We start from the raw sequence: 17,258 nt of genomic DNA, 5'->3' as shown, positions 1-17,258 counted from the left end.
CAGTCGCAGGCAAAGAAAATCAGCGGTATCAGTACCAGTGCCGCGCAGTTTCGTAGTGATGATGGCGGGGCATATGTTGAAATTAACCCAGCAAACCACACTGTAACCGTGCAGACATTAGGCAAGTTAATAGCGAATGCGCAGGGTGGCACGGAAATCACATCCCCTACTATTGTATTGAATGGAGCGGTGACGATTAACGGCCCTCTACGTAATGCCAGCGAATTACAGGTTGCACGGTTTAAAGCAGCAGCAGCGGCGAGTGATGATTGCTCTATCAAGCCTATGCCTGGTTATGTCATTAGCGTCATGCGTGAATAAGCCAGCTAAACCGCTTGTTACAGAATCCGTCCTATTATTGCCCCCAGAGTCAGCGCTTATCCCCTGTGAAATTCCAGAATTTACCGGTATTACATGGGGAGATGGCGGATTGTATGCGATGGAGTTAAAGCGAGAGCTACGGATCTGCAAAGGCCGGCTTGATGAGGTTAAGGGCGCTATCTCTATTCGCTGCCGCTGTAACGGTACCGGCAAGGTGCGCGACCTTGAGAAATCCAAACGGATTGGTGCGCCGGTAGAGAAAGAGTGTGAGCGGTGCTCAGGAATTGGATACAAACGAACACCCTCGACAACAGCGTACAAGGCTATCACAGCGTTGCTTCCTGAACTCAATGAAAGGACATGGCGGCGTAACTGGAAGCCGTTCTATGAGTCGCTGGTGGCTAAATGCGATATTGAAGAGAGTTACGCCGAATCTGAATTCCAGAAAATCACACGTTAGCGGCATGATTGGCACTAATGGCAACATAATTTAATTATTTATTTGCATTTTGTCCGAAGTTGGCGTAGATTCTCTAAATGGTGGCATATCTCACATGTAACCCACCATGAAAAATAAAGACCTCGCATATCGCGGGGTTTTGTCGTCTCTAGAGCCGCTTCCTTACTCGTAAATACCTGGGCCGAGTTGCGCTATGCAGTTGTGAAGTGCCTCTCCGCTTAAGGATGTCCAGTTCTTGCAAACGAACTCTGCCCACTCTTGACTCATTGCATTTGCGGTTACTGTGAAGAAAAACGCCCCTATTATTGTGGTTAATATGATAAAGAGCTTTAGAGTCTTCATAATCAAAGCACCTCTTATTATAGTGATGTTATCAATAGGATTAGTCCATCAGTAAGGCCGGGGGCTTTGTTTCCATGAGCGGAAATCGAAATTCTTCGGCCTTTATACTTATTAAGCAATCAGTGTATTTTGACTGAATTATTCTATTCAGTAGCAAAGGAGGTAACCCATAACACCCCCCACCCCCACCAATGCGCACATTTCAGCACACTGCTCAGCGTTGCTATCCGGTTGATTCTGGCATACGAACGCGAAAGCAGGGCTGGTGATTGTTAATGCGGCAATGACAAAACAGCATCTAATAACATTACGCATAATTATTTCTCCATTATCCATACTTACAGGTGAATATTTCACCCATCCATACTGGTATACGCGCAATATTTAATGATTGTCAAAACTAATGCATGGCTCATTGACACGTTGTTTATTAATTAATAATGCAATAATTATGATGCTATCTTAGTGTTTCTACATTCGCATGGGTACTGGGTTGGTTAATCCGATCGTTGTGAAACAGTACCCAGCCGAATGTGGTGAATGCGTAAACTGATACGCTAACTCGCGTGGGCAATGGCAACAATTTATACGGATAGAAGCACACACGCCAGCCTCGTCAGATTTTTATGCACTCGAAATAAGAAATCTTTTTTCGATAATTTTTAACATTTGGAGTCATCAATGGGAACAGCGATGAGGGCTGCTGGTGGGGGAAGAAAACAGAATTTACCCACCAAAAATAAAAGCAGTCTGACCCGAATTGCTCCCCCAAAAGAATTATTGAGTGAGACGGCGATCGGACTTTGGAAAACACAAAGCAAAATCCTGATCGAACGCGGCACATTCGAATTAGAAGATGCACCTCTGTTACTTGCATACTGCAATTCCTTTCACCTGATGATTACCGCTGAAAAAGTTATCACCAAACTGGCTCTCAACGATCTTGAGAACTTGGGTCTGGCAGATCTCGGCGGTACCGGTGGATTAAAAAAACATCCAGCAGTTGCCGTCCGTAACGACTGTGTTTCTCAACTGGCGCGCCTCGGCTCGCTGCTCGGTCTAGATCCCCTTAGCCGAATAAGAATGACCGGGGGGACGTTCACCAGAGGAAGAAGAGAACGAATTCGACGAGTTTTAACTATGGCAACATACCCTCCCGCCTGTACCTGCTACAGCGCACCACGCTGACTAATAAAACCGTCGAACTGGCGCGAGGCTACCTGGAGCAGGCATTAGCCTGGCTAAAAGACGATGGTGTAGTTTCACGAATAACCATCAATGTGCAGCGGCTCGGTACCAATATGCTGACCGCCGAGGTAACGCTGTATCGCAACGATGGAAATTCTCAGCTGATAACATTTGATGACTTATGGAGTGCGCTCAATGGCTGACAGCGGATTTAACCGCCCGACACTTCCCCAGCTGATTACCCAAATCCGCAGTGACCTAAATTCCCGCTTCCAAAATGATGCTGTTCTGCGCCGTGCCGACACCGAGGTATACAGCCGAGTGCATGCGGCAGCGGTGCATACGGTTTACGGCTATATAGGTTACTTGGCCCGCAATATGCTGCCAGATCAGTGCGACGAGGATTGGTTAGTACGACATGGCAATATGAAGCGCTACCCGCGCAAAGATCCTTCAACTTCTGCGGGCTTTGTGCGCTGGGAGGGGGTTACTAACGGAATTCAGGTACCGGCCGGTGCCATCATTCAGCGTGATGATTTACTGGAATATACCACTACGGCGGCGGCTACCTCGGTTGTGGGTATTTTGCGGGTGCCGGTTATTTGCTCCATCGCTGGCACGTTGGGTAATACCGATGACGGCATTAGTATGGTGTTGGCTCAGCCTATTAATGGGCTGCCATCGTCTGCCTCCGCTGACAGCATCGGGGGTGGCACCGATATTGAGCCGGTGGAGGAGTGGCGGGCGCGGATCATTGAGCGGTGGTATTACACCCCGCAGGGCGGCGCAGATGGTGATTACATTATCTGGGCCAAAGAGGTACCTAGTGTTACTCGCGCATGGACCTATCGCCATTGGATGGGTACCGGTACCGTGGGCGTCATGGTGGCCAACAGCAACTTGGAAAATCCAATACCGGACAATACGGTGGTCACCGCTGTACGCGATCACATTCTGCCGCTGTCTCCGGTGGCGGGGGCCAGTCTCTACACCTTTCCGCCGGTTGCCAAAGTGGTGCCGTTCCATATACGACTCACGCCAGATACCGCCGAAGTGCGTTATGCAGTGGTGGCAGAATTACGCGCCATGTTTATGCGTGATGGCGTACCTGGTGGCACGTTGGATCATTCGCGTATCAGTGAGGCTATTAGTATTGCGACTGGCGAATACAAACACGTTCTGGTCAGTCCTACTGACGATATGGCTCTGGCCTACACCGAACTGCCAGTTGTTGGGGAGATAACGTGGAGCTAACCGACGGCTATGCCCAATTATTAAAAAACCTCCTGCCGCGAGGCCCGGCATGGGAGGGGAATGATCCGCTGCTGTTGGGGTTTGCGCCGTCCTACTCCCGCATCCATCAGCGCGGGGATGGTTTGATGGTGGAAATTGACCCACGCACTACCACCGAACTGATCGACCGCTATGAGCAATTAACCGGCTTACCTGATTCTTGCGCGCCAGCCGGTGTGCAGACCCTGTCCCAGCGTCAGCAACGGCTAGACGCAAAAAATCAATATTACCGGTGGGATTAATAAGAGTTTCTATCTGGCACAACTGGCAGCACTGGGTTATCCAGATGCCACTATCACACAGTTTGAAAGTGATGTTTTTCGTTGCACCTCGACCTGTATTGATTCGTCTTATTCGGAAGAGTGGCGCTTCTGGTGGCAGGTCAATATGCCAACCACCACCCAGATCATCGACATGACCTGCGTTTCACCGTGTACCGATAGCCTGAGAACGTGGGGCGACACCATGGCTGAATGTATCATCAATAAACTTTGCCCATCGCACACCTACGTGACTTTCTTATACCCGGAGTAACCCTTTATGCATCGTATTGACACACCTTCCGCCCAAATTGATAAATTTGGCGCGGGCAAGAACGGCTTTACCCGTGACAACCCACAAACTGGCGAACCGGCTACAGCTTTGGATGATGATTATTTTGATGCTATTCAGGAGGAGATTGCTGGGGTTGTCGAATCGACAGGTGTGGCGCTTGATAAATCCAACAGAACTCAGCTAATGACAGCACTGAAAAAACTGTTTCTGCGGACAAGTAATAATTTTTCTGAAATTGCAGCAGCAGGTACAGCGGCACAGACATCAGCTATAGATAATATTGGGGGGATATCTGCAACAAACGCAAGGATCCAATTACCTGGCACATTATCGGCTGCAGGCACAATTACTTCTAATTCAAATCTCATAGTTGCAGGGCGCGGGGATATCGCGGGGGATTTGCGCGGCGCAGTAGTGTACAGCACAGCGGATGGTTATTCACAGGAAGTAAACGATATTGGCGAACTGCCATCCACGTTCACACTACTAGCGCCCAAAACACCCTACGATAAGTGGAACGGTGCTAAGTGGGTAACAGATAAAGTGGCACAGCAAGCATCAGAAACACAGGCCGCAGAAGAGAAGAAAGCCCGATTATCGAATGAAGCGACAGTGATAATTGCGCCACTGCAAGATGCGGTAGATACCGAACTTGCAACGAATGACGAGAAAGCCCGGCTCACAGCATGGAAAACTTATCGTGTGTTGTTGAGCCGTATCGATACATCAAAAGCACCTGATATCGAGTGGCCAGTAGCGCCAGAGTAACAATCAAAGCCGGGCTTAATGGCCCGGTCTGTTCAATCGTATAGCCAGCGGCCTGCTTTGGCGGATTCAATAAGCATAGCGATGGTTAATGGTTCATGCGGGTTTCTAATATGTGGAGGAAAGAATTTACCGAAATTGATGGTTCTCGGATCGATAGAGAATTTTTCGGCGTACTTCTCCAGTAGCTCTGCGGCATCTTCAGGGGCCATTTTAAAATCAGCATTCAAATCTGTTTCTTTTTTAAGGGGGTAGCGTTTAAATGTTAATATACTGAGGCCATTAAACTCTTCAACTATATCAAAGACGGTTTTTTCAATATCAGTTATCACCATATCCGATCCTCTTTCCGGGCAATCGTGTTATAGCGGCTAACGGCTTTACCTGCAATGCGCGACACATCAACAGCCAGTATGATCCAACCAACAACAGGTATAGTTCTACCAACGAAAGTAGCCAACCTATCCGTCATGATAGTTTTGATTTTGTGAGGTCTTGTGATATCCCCAATGAGAGTTGGTAGACGAATGGGTAAGCGATATCCTTTCAAATGTCGTCTGGCCGTTAAAGATGCCCTTGAAGTACCAGGTGTTGCATTGGCAAGTTTACCAGATACTGTCATGTTGTTTCTCCCAGAATAGACAGCGGCAGCAGCGAGTACATCAACCGCCACATCTGAACTGGTAAAGTGCTCGACAGTGACATCCAGCATAATCCAGTAAAACAGTTCATTAGCTGGAAGATTCATCATGTTACTGTAATAATAGGTATTGCCCAACTCCTCAACCGTATCCATAACTTTTCCTTGTTGTTACTACATTAGTTTCCGTTCAAGCATATTAGATTTAGGTTGATTATTCCAAACGATTGTAGTGAGCAAAACTCTGAAAATAGCAGGTGAAAGGAGCTGGGCATAATTTCCCCGTCTATTCATATAAATTTTAGGAAGATGTCATTAAAATAACGTGCAACTCACTGAAATAATTGAGTGGTAAGATTATTCCATGTTCCTATTATTTTTTTAACCATATGATTTTAATAAATAAAACACAGATTTTAAAATCCCTCGGCTTATGGCTGTGCGGGTTCAAGTCCCGGCCCGGGCACCATGGAAAATAGTATAAGTAAAACAAAGCAGTACGAGTACATCGTTAGCCGCCGTGAGGCGGTTTTTTTGTGTTTGAATCTCCTCAATTAATGTTACGAGAAAATTCTACTTATGAGTACCCCAGTTTTTAGGGGGGATTACCATATCGAGTGGCCAGTAGCGCCAGAGTAACAATCAAAGCCGGGCTTAATGGCCCGGTCTGTTCAATCGTATAGCCAGCGGCCTGCTTTGGCCGAATCGATAAGCATTCCTATAGTGAAATCTGGAACGGGTACGGGGGCGATTTTCTTGAATGGATTGAAAGAAAAAGGAACATCAGGGAAGTAATTTTTAATATTGAAATTTCCTTTTTGCACAGAGAATTCTTTAAAAAAATCATTCATTAGATCTTCTATTTCAAGCTCATCAATACTTAGATCAGTGTCTAAGTCTGTATCGGGGGTTAAAACCACTTGCTCTCTATTGAACAAATAGACGCCAGCATAAGGCCGTACAAGATCATAAATTCGCTGCTCAATATCATCTACCATAACTTATCGGCCCCCCTCGCTATCATGTTGTAGTCACGAATTGTATGGTAAGTAATCTCTGATACGTCAGCAGCGATAATGATGATGCCAAGTAGGGGGATAGAGCGACCAACAAACGGGGCGATATTACGAACCATAACTCGCCTCGCAGTCAGTGGGGTATAACCCCCTAACCATGTGGGCAACGATATACCAAATGGGAGTTTTGTTTTCTTAAATACACTCCGTGCCGCTTTGGAAGCGTATGAAGTGCCTTTTGTTGCACCTGTGGGTTTTCCTCTGGTGGCAAGATTACTTCTACCTGAAATGATTTAAGACGGTTTGTTAACTCCGATGTTAGCGCATTGGTCTGGCCGCTGTGATTACTGCGCCGGGCCGTTAACAATTTCTGGGCCGTGCTCACCGGCCACACCAAATTTACCCAATGGGATATAATTGGCTTAAATCAATGATTGGAATTATTGGCCCCCTAATGGCACGGGCAGACTTAACCGGCTGTCGCTGTCTGTACAGCTACTGGTTAAGTCCATAATCATCTTACCGTCAACCTGGGTGGTGATACCGATGGCATTCAGGATAACGCGCGGCTCCCAGCGCATCACTGCGCCATAAACAGCGGCCATCATTTTCAAGCGTAAAGCGGGATTTTGTGGCTGGTCGTTCAAGGTTGATAACAGTGAGCCATAATCACGGCGCATCACCCGCGTACCTTGCGGCGTGGTCAGAATGTCGCTGATAGACTGGCGGATAGGGGATAAGAAAGGAAGACCTGCTTATTACATGAATTGTTCAAAAGATGACTGTAACATAGTCATCTCATTGATTTTATTTTAGATATATTTATTAGGCATTATTTTGCATGATACAAAAAAAACAATCACAATTGTTACTAATGTCAGCTTACCAAAATGATTAGGAATGAACTCTAAATAGAAGGCTGCGAGTAAAACGATAACAATAAATGGGATCGTCGAAAACAATATATTATATAATATTCTTTTCATTACTTTCCCATGCCATTAAGTATATTCACAATTTCATCAAAACTTAAATTGGAGTTCGAACGTATTTTTTCCATCGCTTTAGAAATAATCGGGTCGATATAAACATAAAGCATTTCTATATTATTGATTCGTAGCAAGTTATAATATCCAGAGTCAATGACTTGCAGCTTCCTGGCCGCCATGGCGGATTTTTGAACTTTGCCATATAAATCAGCGGCATTAATTAGAAATAAACCTTTTTTATTTATTTCCGCCCGTACAATATTCGATACAGGGAATGAGCCAGAAACTGTCTTGGCTATAGAATAAGCTATTGATTTTTTTGAGGCTATTGAAACTGCGAGATTGGCACCCAAATGGGATGCGTGATAGGCAGAACTCCGCGCATTCTCACGCGGTGTATGCTTATCAAGAACATACTCGACATAAAGCTTTATCATGTCAAAGATAACATCAGATCTTTTGTATATCTCAGATATTGCCTTTATTATTCTTGCATCCTCAGCCTTTATCTCCTGACATTCACTCGCATATTTTTCAAAGAAACAGGATGTATACCAGCTGGCTCTCTCTATGCCACTGTATACACTCTCGACTGTTCCCTTGGCAGAGTTCATGGTTTCTTTTATCCCACGACCTAGTGAGAGTGATAACATCCTATCTGCATTTAGTTTTTCTTTTAAATAAAGAGAAGCATTCATTAACTAGCACTCCATTGATTGTTAATAGTCGTGTACTATACGTTATAATTATAAATTTCAAAGACTACAAAGGAGCTGTATGATGCGCTTGGCTAAATTTGGGACTTTTCTTGTTTTATTTGTTATCTTGACTTTCCTTATTCCAGAAGTACTAGTCTTGGTATTGTCAAGTGATCAGTTTGGCGATGCAATCAGCTATTTTAACTTTCTTAATACGAACATTCTGATAGCGCTCTATTACGAAATGGCTATTATTGCTCTTATTCTGTCATATTTAATGACAAAAGTGACTTTTCATTTAATGAGAAAAGATAAATAGCTGAAGCAGGAATAACTATTTGGCAATGCGTTCCAATGCCAGATCCCCAATCCATTCACTGCCGCCGTCAGTAAAGCCTAGCAACTGGCGGCGCTCATATTTCACTGTTGGCCCGTTCCTTGTGACTTTATCGCGCAAGCCGTAGTGATGCACCCGCACCAGATTATTAACCTTACCGCTAAAGGTGACGACGGCCTTGTCGGCGTTGGATTCGGCCTTGATAAAACGAGCGGTGCGCAGTTGGGTAAACATCTTGCGCTTGATACGGCCTTGCTTATCGCGGCGTTTTTTCTTGCGGGCAACAAAGGGTGATCCGTCCGGATTCTGCTGGGCCTGAATGTGCTTTTGCTGGCGCTGGCGTAGCTCTTTGGAGACTTGACGCATAAATGCGCCGCGTGCCTGCGGTGATAATTGCGCCAGCAAGATTGATAAAGTTTGCTCCAACTCATACAGGTCATTCATACGGCCCACTCCGCCACGGTTTTGCCGTCAACATTCACTTTGTAGCTTTTGACAAAATATTCTGGCGGTACCGGCTCATCCAAATGAGTCACGGTTAATACCCCGTCTTGCTCTTTAACAATGGTTCGCTTGGTGAGTTTAATGTCAAAACTGATATAACAGACCTTATTGTCCAAATAATCAGCCTCAAAGGTGAAGCTATCCTGCCGCTTGTCGAGGTTTGTCATAATATCAGGCGGGTTAGTGCGCAACCCATGCAGGGTATTCTATCTGAGCGTTCAGTCCCGCTATCTTCATTAAACGGTAATTATGAGGTAATAACGTGTCTATGGGAAACGGGGCGATTCAGTTATTGTGACAGTTTCGGGAGGGTTATACCGCTTTCGCTAACTTGTGGCTCACGGTATACCTCACCACAAATCAAGACTACGTCAGGCCTTCTTTCATGAAGGCGAATGGCTACAGTCATACATTCGTGACGTGTTGTGTAGACATCATCTGTTACGGGCAGAGCCTCACAAGCATCCATCCCGCAGGTGCTAACCAGTAAAACAAACCCTATGAGCATATATTCCCCTTATTTATAGGATTTATATGAGTATAGCGTGTTTATAGGCGAGGTTATCTTCTCGTTTTTTTGGGGAGAAAATAGGGACCCTATTGTCTGGTTAAATATCATCCAAATTTGGTTACTGCCACTCCGGTCATAATTATGGCACTGGCTATAAGACGTAACACCGAGGGTTTCTCTTTTAGCATCCAGATAGAAATAACCATAGCGAAAAGTACGCTAGTTTCACGGAGCGCGGCGACCAGAGCTATTGGGGTGCTTTTCATCGCCCAAATTACAATACCGTAAGCCAGCAACTGCATTGCACCGCCGATGACTCCGTAGCGCCAATGTTGACGCATTTCACGGAAAACGATGTGACGATGCATGATCCAAAGTAACCCAAACATGGTTATCCCGTTGAACATAAACAGCCAAAGGATATAGCTGAGTGGTTCAATGCTGGCTCGGCTCCCCGCGCCATCCGACAACGTATAACTGGCAGTAAAGGTTGCCGTAATTAAGGCATAAATAATAGCCCTGAGATTGAGCTTGTTAGGGCCAGACCAGCCATCAAATGTCATCATAATGACACCGGAAACTAAAATAGCTGCGCCTAATAAGGCTAATCCGGGTGGAGTTTCCGACAAAATCCACCATGAGAGCAGAGCACTTAATAGTGGAGCAACGCCACGTGCAATAGGATAAATTTGGCCAAATTCAGCTTGTCCATAGGCTTTGCTTAAAAATAGGCAATAACCTGTGTGGAAAACCACGGATAACAGTAACCAGGGAAGCGCATTCAGAGAGGGCAATCCAACAAAGAAAATTCCGAATAGTGAAATCACACCGGAGAAAATTGCCATCAACGAGATGGCAACAAAACGATCGTTGCCAAATTTGACTAATGCATTCCAGCAAGCGTGTAATAACGCAGCACCTAGTACAGCAATAAATATTTCGCTACCCATTCTATCCCCTTATTTAGGCAGCACAGCTTACCTTAATTCATTGAAAAAATGGCAGTTAATTTTTTTGATAATTTATTTGGGTCTATTGTGGGATGTTATAAATAAACTGGGAATATTAGGGGGTAATTTAATAACTAAATACTCTCAAAAAGAGTATTTAGTTATCCATCGTGGTGGTCATAGCCCTAGCTGGTTTCTCGGATCCAGTACTGACGTCTTTGATAGCCAAAGCTTAAATTATGACCACGACTTCCTAACATAGTCATAAATTGGCATTATATAGGTATGTATTATTTTTTTAGGATGAGTGATGAAACAGTTTCCTTTTGATAAACGTTATGAGATTGAAGATTGCAGCGGTGTTGTTGAGTATTATATCGATGGTGATGAGTATATTCGTGGCCAAGATGGCGTGCCTGGCTATCGAATTGATGGTTATGAAGTGTATGAGCATAATGCAGCGGCTAAACTTGCTGGCTTCCTTGAAGGGAAGCATATAACGACTCCTGATGCGGATATCCTACTGACGATTTTAGATGATCAGTAGGAGCCTCAATGAGTCAGCAATCCATTAGGTTGTACGCCGATGCGGATTTTTTCAGTCCCTATGCCATGTCAGTGTTCGTCTCATTGACAGAAAAAGCGCTCCCTTTCTCATTGAGTACCATCAACCTATCCTCTGGGGAGCATTTGCAGGAGGTATACGCCCGCCTATCGACAACACGTCGGGTGCCGACTCTGGTTATTGATAATTTTCAATTATCTGAATCTTCTGCTATTTCGGAATATCTGGAAGAACGTTTCCCTTCACCGGTCTACACGCGAATATATCCGCAGGATAGACAAGAGCGTGCCAGAGCGCGGGAAATACAGGCTTGGTTACGCAGTGATTTTATGCCTATTCGCAGCGAACGCCCAACTGAAGTCGTTTTTGCTGGCTTGAAGCTGCCTCCTTTATCTGACAGTGCTCAACGCGCAGCCAATAAGCTTATATCAGCACTAGAGCGCTTACTGTCGGATGGCAGGAAGTATCTATTCAGCGAATGGTGTGTTGCAGATACAGATTTGGCACTAATGCTCAATCGATTAGTTATGAATGGCGACAAACTGCCAGAATATCTTCGTCAGTATGCGAACTATCAATGGCAGCGACCTTCGGTGCAACAATGGCGAACATTATCGCGGAAGTCGGCTTGAGCCGCGGGTCGTGGGGATACCTATATTATTGCGCTAAAAAGAGGTTAGCGCTTTACTTATCCAGTTTGGGGCCGGGCTATCAATGGTCACTAGCCGTTTAAATCAGCCTTGCTGGTATTGTATCTTATGTCAATAATGGCATTACAGATGACATTATTTTGTGAGATTATTATAGAAATAGTATAAATGTAGTCAGTGATATTTGGCTGCATCTGCCTGGAAATATAATGATAACAAGCTGGAAGCTAATACGTTCCGTAGCGTTGCTGATTGGGATTTTTTTACTGGGGGCATGTAGCCAATTACCTAGAAATCCAGTGCCGGTGGAGTTGATGCCAGTGGCAGAGATCCCCGGAATGCCGAATATTCGTGCGGGAGCAGGGCATATTAGCCCGGTATTTGAAGCAGATTTACTGCAATCTTACAGAGACGAATCGAAAGAGATGTTCCGTGCTGCTGATGGGACACTTGTTTACCCCCATTTAGCGTTATCGGGTGGTGGCCCAAATGGGGCTTTCGGTGCCGGGTTTCTAAACGGTTGGACTAAAACGGGCAAACGTCCAGTTTTTAAAGTGGTTAGTGGGGTTTCCACGGGGGCACTGATTGCGCCTTTTGCCTTTTTAGGCAGTGATTACGATCAGGCGTTGCATGACTTTTATACTACAACTACCACTCGTGATATTTTCCATCTGGATAATCTATTGTTTCGTCTCTTTTTCCGCGAATCATTAGCGGATACCAGCCCGTTATCTCAGTTGATCGCTGGTCATATCACACCTCAGTTGCTAGGGGAGATAGCCAAAGCTCATCAGCATGGTCGCCGACTGTATATGGGCACGGTTGATCTAGACTCGCAAAGATTTATTGTCTGGAATATGGGGTTGATTGCCACTAAAGGAACACCCGAGGCTTTAATGTTATTCCGTAAAGTCATGTTGGCCTCTTCTTCAGTACCTGTCGCTTTTTCACCGGTATTCTTTGATGTGGTGGCTAATGGCAAGCACTACGATGAAATGCATGTTGACGGTGGGGTTGCGGCGCGGGTCTTCTACAATGGTGGGGTGTACAGCTCTAAAGTCGTACGTGCCAGAGCCGGTCTGCCAGACAGCAAAGAAGATATTTACATCATTCACAATGGGCAGCTTGGGCCACAACCAGAACCTATCCCACGTTTGGTACGCAATATCGCCCTACGGACCCTTGATTCAACCAGTAAAGCGGCATTGGTAGGGGATCTATATCGTATTTATGCTTTTTCTTTGGCTGAGAAATCTGGATTTCACTGGATAACTATTCCGTCGAATATCGATATTAACGGCGCAGAGATTTTTGATCCAATCAAGATGGAGCGTTTGTATCAGGCGGGTTATGCCGAAGCGTTACAAGGGCCGGTGTGGTCACTGCGGCCACCAGGAACCATCGAGATGGGGGAGTTATTACAAGATGCGGCTACCATCCACGGCAACTAGAGAATGTTTGGCCGATATATCGGGGTTACATCAGGTCGAATAATGGCAATGAGCCATCAACGATTGCGGCTGTGGTAGAGAGAATAAAGAGCGATAGAGGAGACATTGCTAATTATTTGATACCTCGATTACCTGCTGGGGTAACACTTTTAGTTATAACAAAGCAATAGCAATGTAGCAGGTGAATTGATTAAAACGTGGGCTGCTAATGAATAAATAATGAATATTATAGCGAGATTTTATGACGGCACGGGCCTTTTAAGGCAGTATAGGGGCTGTTATATGACGTAGGTAGACGTCGGTAATAGTTTAAACCCGTAAATGAGCGTGCTTAATGCTGAACGTTGCTAGAATAAAGCTATTGAATCCGCTGTTTTATCAATCTGTTAGCTTCAAGTGAAAACAATTTAAGCAGCATATGATCAGAGGGAGCGTAATTGTGCTACACTATGCGACCGATAATCAAGGATAAAACATGAAAAAAGTCTCAATCATTGCTCAGTGCTTAATAAACGCTAAGAGTTTCAGTGAGATGTCCGAAGCTGAATCCTCGATAAAAAAGGTTTTCAACGATAGCTACTCAGATCACTCTTTTGATGAATGGAATACTGACGTTTCTACTTTGAGTGCTAACCGTGTTATCAGCTTGGTTGCTGGTGCTTCCAAGGTTAGGGTCAGAGGCTTGATCCAAGAATTATGGAATCACTGATCCTTAACCAAAGATTCCCTATAACCTGCCTACCACTTCACTACGCCAAGCATGCAAGCCATGCTGCGTGGTGAATGTTCTCCCCGTATTCTTCCATTTTCTGCCTGTTTTTTTCCGTTGTCTCCTGCAAAACCGGCTATTTTCACTAACAAAAATCTGGTCCGGTACAGATAATCTGAGTAAACGCTGACCACTCCACGGTTTATTGCCGTCGGTTAACGTAATCTAACAAGGTTGTACAACTGAGAGGCAAGCATATGTCATTTCTTGATAGCGTCAAAAGACTGGTTAGCAGCGCCAAAGTGAAAATTAAGTGCCCGGATTGTGGTGGGGCTTCTGAGCAGAGTTCAGAAAAAGTGCAAAAAAATACGGCATTGGTTTGCCCGAAATGTGGCTGCCTATTTTTACCTAAAGACAAACGCTAGTGGCGATTAGATCAGCCAAAGATCATAGACGCCCACCGCAGCAGCATTAATGCGCCACAAATACAAAGTAATACCACAAACATCTTCCAATGTTTCGTCTGTAAGCGTTTGGTCACTATAGGGTCCTTATTTTCATTTGAGTATTATTGTCTGACTTGGGCCAGCTCGACGAGATTCATTTATTTACTGCAAGTTAGCTATAGTAGCGAAAAATTATGCTGATGCGAGAGTTAGTCGGTTCGTACCAGCTAAGATAAAGTGTAATATGCTCTGCATCAATAAGATTACAAATAGGAATAATGAAACTATGGCTACAATTCCACAAAAATATGAAGACGTAGAGCGTTGGGCATTCGGTGATACCGAACAAGTGGCTGATGAAGTATTGACACTAGTACTAAAGGGAACTAAAACAGCGACCTGTGCTGCATTAGATGAAGATGGTGTGCCACAGGCGGGTGATATATTTGTTGTAGTCAATGGTCGCAATGAACCGGTATGTGTTGTTGAATTGACTGACGTAGAACTGAAAACCTTTGATCAAGTTGACGAGGCTCACGCCTTAGCTGAAGGTGAGGGCGATAGAACGCTGGCTTACTGGCGTAAAACGCAACAACGTTTTTTTGAGGAATATGAACTGTTTTCTCCAGATATGATGCTAATTTGTATGCAATTCAAAGTGCTGGAAACGTTCTAATCGCTTATTTTTACTGATTGGTATTCGGATTGATTTTTCGCTTACTGATAGTACTGAATTGTAAGAGAAGAAACCGTCATTCATAAATTTTAGTCATGGGTTGACGGATCTTCTTATTACAACAATCACGTTACCCTCATCACCCAAGCATCCTGATGTTGATCATAATGCTTCTTGTATAGCATCCGGTCCTGACCATCTAGAGTTGCTGGAATACTGGTATGTTCATCCCATCCATCTAGCTGCATACACAATTCGGGATCTGATTTACAAGGGATACTGAGTGTATTCTCGCCTTGAGCCAGTGGTGCAGATAACTGCGCGTCATCAACTTCAAAAATTCTGATTTTTACTACAGTTTTTCCCATAAAAACTCCTTACCTATCAAGTGGTATGAGGTGTGACCAGATTAGTCACCTATATTGAGAATAGCTGAGCCAAGAAAAAGTGCCAGAGGTTATATTTAAAAAATACAGTGCAGTGGCAAAGGAAGTTATTTATCCATATGATTTTAAATGTATTATTTTACGAAAACCACTTGAGCAGGCCCATGTTAGCAGAACAAACGATTAGCTATATATCGCTTCAGTATTCCAATACCACACTGACATTATCCTGATAGGTGCCCACCGTTCTTCTAAGCCGTAGGTCACAGGTTCGAATCCTGTAGGGCGTACCATTAAAATCAATGAGTTACCCTCTATTTAACCCCTAATTATCAGCAACCTTTTTTAAAAGTGCCAGATTAGTGACATTAATCCCCATCACCTCGTCAATTTTACGCGCATGCTCAGTTAGATGGTTTGGCGACAAGTGAGCATATCGACGAACCATTTCGATGCTTTCCCATCCACCCATTTCCTGAAGTGCTGATAGTGGGACTCCGGCTTGAACCAACCAACTTGCCCAGGTGTGCCGCAAATCGTGAAAACGGAAATCAGTTATTCCTGATCGCTTTAATCCAGTTCTCCATGCTGTATTATCATCAACGCGCATTTTCCTAACCTCATCGGTTTTTGTTCCATCAGCCCGGTGCCATGCCGAGGTGTGGACAAACACATATCTTGAGTGCCGACCTATCTGTTCACGTAATACCTTGCATGACATATCGTTTAGAGCTACGCCAATTGCCTTGCCCGCTTTAGCGTTCTCTGGGTGAATCCATGCAACCTTTCTTTGCATATCGATTTGCGACCATTCCAGATCCAGAATGTTCGACCTTCGCAGTCCGGTTGCCAGGGCAAAAACCACGACAGGCCGGAAGTTATCGGGCATACAATTGATCAAGGTTACAGCCTCATCTTTTGTCAGCCAGCGAATACGCTTGCTCTGTGGTTTTCTGGTCTTGATTACTGGTGCTTTAGCTAGCCACTTCCATTCGTCCGCCGCCGCTCGTAACAGACTGCGTATAAATGAAAGATGCTGGCTTCTTGTTGCTGGTGAAACTTGCTTTTCCACATAGCCAGGGATTGGTTTTTTCTTCCTTAATGCCGCATCCCTTTTTGACTCCCAAATTTGCCTATGCTTCCTGTTCGGCATTTTGGACACCGCTTTCATAATCTTATCTTCGGTAATGCTGGATATTGGCATCCCAGAAAAATGACCAAGGAAAAATTCAATCTTCGTTCGGTCATCATCCAAAGAGCGCTTATGCTCTTTTTCTGTCAGCCAACGCAAGCATGTTTCATCAAAAGTGTGCTCAGCTATTTCGCCTAACTTATCCACTCGCCATGCTTCTGCTTTTAGCTGATCGAAGAGTTCCTGCGCTTGTTTCTTGTCTGCCGTACCAAGGCAGCGTCTAACTCTCTCCCCGTTCGGGCGAACGAAATCACAGTACCACTTACCGTACCTTTGTTTGAGCGCCATACAGATTCCTTATCTGTTTGGCCGTCTTCTGCATTCACGGCCTGATTGTGTTGGTTACTGTGGATATATTCAAGACATGCTGATTTCAGTATTTCAAAACTTCCGCCGCCATTAGCTCCGCTCTTGCCCGCTTTTAGTCGCTTATTTTTTATTAGTAAGCGGACGGTTCGCGGGGATTTTCGTAGGTAGGCGGCGGCCTGTGATAAGTCGAATAACTCATCATCAAGCCGGATATCATTCATAGCTGGCCTCTTATCTCTTTATCCGGCGCTGTAATGGTTATACGCATAGGGAATCTCCAGATTTAGTGAAATCCGTTTCTGTGA

The 17,258-nt window shown here is 44.8% G+C and carries 22 protein-coding genes and 5 pseudogenes; 14 read left to right on the top strand and 13 right to left on the bottom strand.

Annotation, left to right across the window (positions count from 1 at the left end):
• From AEP37_RS26655 to AEP37_RS24375, 8 genes and pseudogenes are all read left to right on the top strand, one after another.
• Window positions 1-321: pseudogene (locus AEP37_RS26655) on the top strand (hypothetical protein); the annotation flags it as partial.
• Window positions 266-427: pseudogene (gene lysC, locus AEP37_RS28075) on the top strand (Rz1-like lysis system protein LysC); the annotation flags it as partial. The pseudogenes AEP37_RS26655 and lysC, both read left to right, overlap by 56 nt.
• Window positions 428-439: 12 nt before the next feature.
• On the top strand, window positions 440-781 hold the full coding sequence (locus AEP37_RS27395) for an antitermination protein Q (protein ID WP_053101988.1): 342 nt from the start codon (window positions 440-442) through the stop codon (window positions 779-781).
• Between the two features lie 1,023 nt (window positions 782-1,804).
• Window positions 1,805-2,261 (top strand): annotated as a pseudogene (locus tag AEP37_RS20580) (P27 family phage terminase small subunit).
• A 10-nt stretch (window positions 2,262-2,271) separates the two neighbouring features.
• Window positions 2,272-2,514, top strand: a complete 243-nt coding sequence (locus AEP37_RS25280) for a phage GP46 family protein (protein WP_082170879.1) — start codon at window positions 2,272-2,274, stop codon at window positions 2,512-2,514.
• Window positions 2,507-3,565, top strand: coding sequence for a baseplate J/gp47 family protein (locus tag AEP37_RS20575; protein WP_049615097.1), 1,059 nt, complete (start codon window positions 2,507-2,509; stop codon window positions 3,563-3,565). The genes AEP37_RS25280 and AEP37_RS20575 overlap by 8 nt, the downstream gene beginning before the upstream one ends.
• Window positions 3,556-4,138: pseudogene (locus AEP37_RS20570) on the top strand (YmfQ family protein). Before AEP37_RS20575 ends, AEP37_RS20570 begins: the two are co-directional and overlap by 10 nt.
• Window positions 4,139-4,144: 6 nt before the next feature.
• A complete protein-coding gene (locus AEP37_RS24375; RefSeq protein WP_050692015.1) occupies window positions 4,145-4,927 on the top strand; it encodes a tail fiber assembly protein in 783 nt (260 codons plus the stop codon).
• A 32-nt stretch (window positions 4,928-4,959) separates the two neighbouring features.
• Here the strand turns inward: AEP37_RS24375 and AEP37_RS20555 are convergent, their stop codons facing one another.
• From AEP37_RS20555 to AEP37_RS20500, 10 genes and pseudogenes are all read right to left on the bottom strand, one after another.
• On the bottom strand, window positions 4,960-5,259 hold the full coding sequence (locus AEP37_RS20555; protein ID WP_049615096.1) for a DUF1493 family protein: 300 nt from the start codon (window positions 5,257-5,259) through the stop codon (window positions 4,960-4,962).
• Window positions 5,253-5,720 carry an STM2901 family protein gene (locus tag AEP37_RS20550; protein ID WP_049615095.1) on the bottom strand — a complete coding sequence of 156 codons (468 nt, stop codon included), beginning with the start codon at window positions 5,718-5,720 and terminating at the stop codon, window positions 5,253-5,255. The genes AEP37_RS20555 and AEP37_RS20550 overlap by 7 nt, the downstream gene beginning before the upstream one ends.
• Before the next feature lie 515 nt (window positions 5,721-6,235).
• Window positions 6,236-6,562, bottom strand: coding sequence for a DUF1493 family protein (locus tag AEP37_RS20545; protein WP_049615094.1), 327 nt, complete (start codon window positions 6,560-6,562; stop codon window positions 6,236-6,238).
• Window positions 6,556-6,873: pseudogene (locus tag AEP37_RS20540) on the bottom strand (STM2901 family protein); the annotation flags it as partial. The pseudogene AEP37_RS20540 and the gene AEP37_RS20545, both read right to left, overlap by 7 nt.
• 147 nt (window positions 6,874-7,020) lie before the next feature.
• Window positions 7,021-7,311 (bottom strand): GPW/gp25 family protein, encoded by a 291-nt coding sequence (locus AEP37_RS20535; protein ID WP_049615092.1) that lies wholly within the window; start codon window positions 7,309-7,311, stop codon window positions 7,021-7,023.
• Window positions 7,312-7,565: 254 nt separating this feature from the next.
• Entirely contained in the window at window positions 7,566-8,267 is a 702-nt protein-coding gene (locus tag AEP37_RS20525) for a hypothetical protein (protein WP_049615091.1), read from the bottom strand.
• 334 nt (window positions 8,268-8,601) lie between these two features.
• On the bottom strand, window positions 8,602-9,048 hold the full coding sequence (locus AEP37_RS20515; protein WP_049615089.1) for a phage virion morphogenesis protein: 447 nt from the start codon (window positions 9,046-9,048) through the stop codon (window positions 8,602-8,604).
• Entirely contained in the window at window positions 9,045-9,299 is a 255-nt protein-coding gene (locus AEP37_RS20510) for a phage tail protein (protein WP_268872770.1), read from the bottom strand. The genes AEP37_RS20515 and AEP37_RS20510 overlap by 4 nt, the downstream gene beginning before the upstream one ends.
• Window positions 9,300-9,397: 98 nt before the next feature.
• Entirely contained in the window at window positions 9,398-9,616 is a 219-nt protein-coding gene (locus AEP37_RS20505) for a hypothetical protein (protein ID WP_049615088.1), read from the bottom strand.
• 107 nt (window positions 9,617-9,723) lie between these two features.
• Window positions 9,724-10,569, bottom strand: coding sequence for a DMT family transporter (locus AEP37_RS20500; protein ID WP_049615087.1), 846 nt, complete (start codon window positions 10,567-10,569; stop codon window positions 9,724-9,726).
• Between the two features lie 310 nt (window positions 10,570-10,879).
• On the opposite strand from AEP37_RS20500, the gene AEP37_RS20495 reads away from it, so the two are divergent.
• From AEP37_RS20495 to AEP37_RS26650, 5 genes are all read left to right on the top strand, one after another.
• Complete coding sequence (locus AEP37_RS20495) at window positions 10,880-11,116, top strand: hypothetical protein (RefSeq protein WP_049615086.1); 237 nt, start codon at window positions 10,880-10,882, stop codon at window positions 11,114-11,116.
• A gap of 8 nt (window positions 11,117-11,124) precedes the next feature.
• Window positions 11,125-11,766, top strand: a complete 642-nt coding sequence (gene yfcF / locus AEP37_RS20490) for a glutathione transferase (protein ID WP_049615085.1) — start codon at window positions 11,125-11,127, stop codon at window positions 11,764-11,766.
• Window positions 11,767-11,993: 227 nt separating this feature from the next.
• Complete coding sequence (locus AEP37_RS20485) at window positions 11,994-13,235, top strand: patatin-like phospholipase family protein (protein WP_049615084.1); 1,242 nt, start codon at window positions 11,994-11,996, stop codon at window positions 13,233-13,235.
• 475 nt (window positions 13,236-13,710) lie between these two features.
• Complete coding sequence (locus AEP37_RS20480; RefSeq protein WP_049615083.1) at window positions 13,711-13,944, top strand: hypothetical protein; 234 nt, start codon at window positions 13,711-13,713, stop codon at window positions 13,942-13,944.
• 257 nt (window positions 13,945-14,201) lie between these two features.
• The gene (locus tag AEP37_RS26650) at window positions 14,202-14,369 is read left to right on the top strand and encodes a YnfU family zinc-binding protein (RefSeq protein ID WP_167337948.1); all 168 of its coding nucleotides are present in this window, start codon (window positions 14,202-14,204) and stop codon (window positions 14,367-14,369) included.
• Between the two features lie 11 nt (window positions 14,370-14,380).
• Here the strand turns inward: AEP37_RS26650 and yniD are convergent, their stop codons facing one another.
• On the bottom strand, window positions 14,381-14,488 hold the full coding sequence (gene yniD / locus AEP37_RS27390; protein WP_086018772.1) for a small membrane protein YniD: 108 nt from the start codon (window positions 14,486-14,488) through the stop codon (window positions 14,381-14,383).
• A 188-nt stretch (window positions 14,489-14,676) separates the two neighbouring features.
• Between yniD and AEP37_RS20475 the strand changes: the two genes are divergently transcribed.
• A complete protein-coding gene (locus AEP37_RS20475; RefSeq protein WP_049615082.1) occupies window positions 14,677-15,066 on the top strand; it encodes an ASCH domain-containing protein in 390 nt (129 codons plus the stop codon).
• A 125-nt stretch (window positions 15,067-15,191) separates the two neighbouring features.
• Here the strand turns inward: AEP37_RS20475 and AEP37_RS20470 are convergent, their stop codons facing one another.
• Both AEP37_RS20470 and AEP37_RS20465 read right to left on the bottom strand, forming a co-directional pair.
• Entirely contained in the window at window positions 15,192-15,434 is a 243-nt protein-coding gene (locus AEP37_RS20470; protein ID WP_049615081.1) for a DUF1480 family protein, read from the bottom strand.
• Between the two features lie 343 nt (window positions 15,435-15,777).
• Entirely contained in the window at window positions 15,778-16,932 is a 1,155-nt protein-coding gene (locus tag AEP37_RS20465; protein ID WP_049615080.1) for a tyrosine-type recombinase/integrase, read from the bottom strand.
• Window positions 16,933-17,258 lie beyond the last annotated feature (326 nt).

Origin of the sequence: Yersinia pekkanenii (genome assembly GCF_001152565.1) — a bacterium.
In the GTDB taxonomy this organism is placed as follows: domain Bacteria; phylum Pseudomonadota; class Gammaproteobacteria; order Enterobacterales; family Enterobacteriaceae; genus Yersinia; species Yersinia pekkanenii.
The sequence above is the reverse complement of the archived record's forward strand: the minus strand, read 5'-3'. Positions and strand labels throughout refer to the sequence as shown.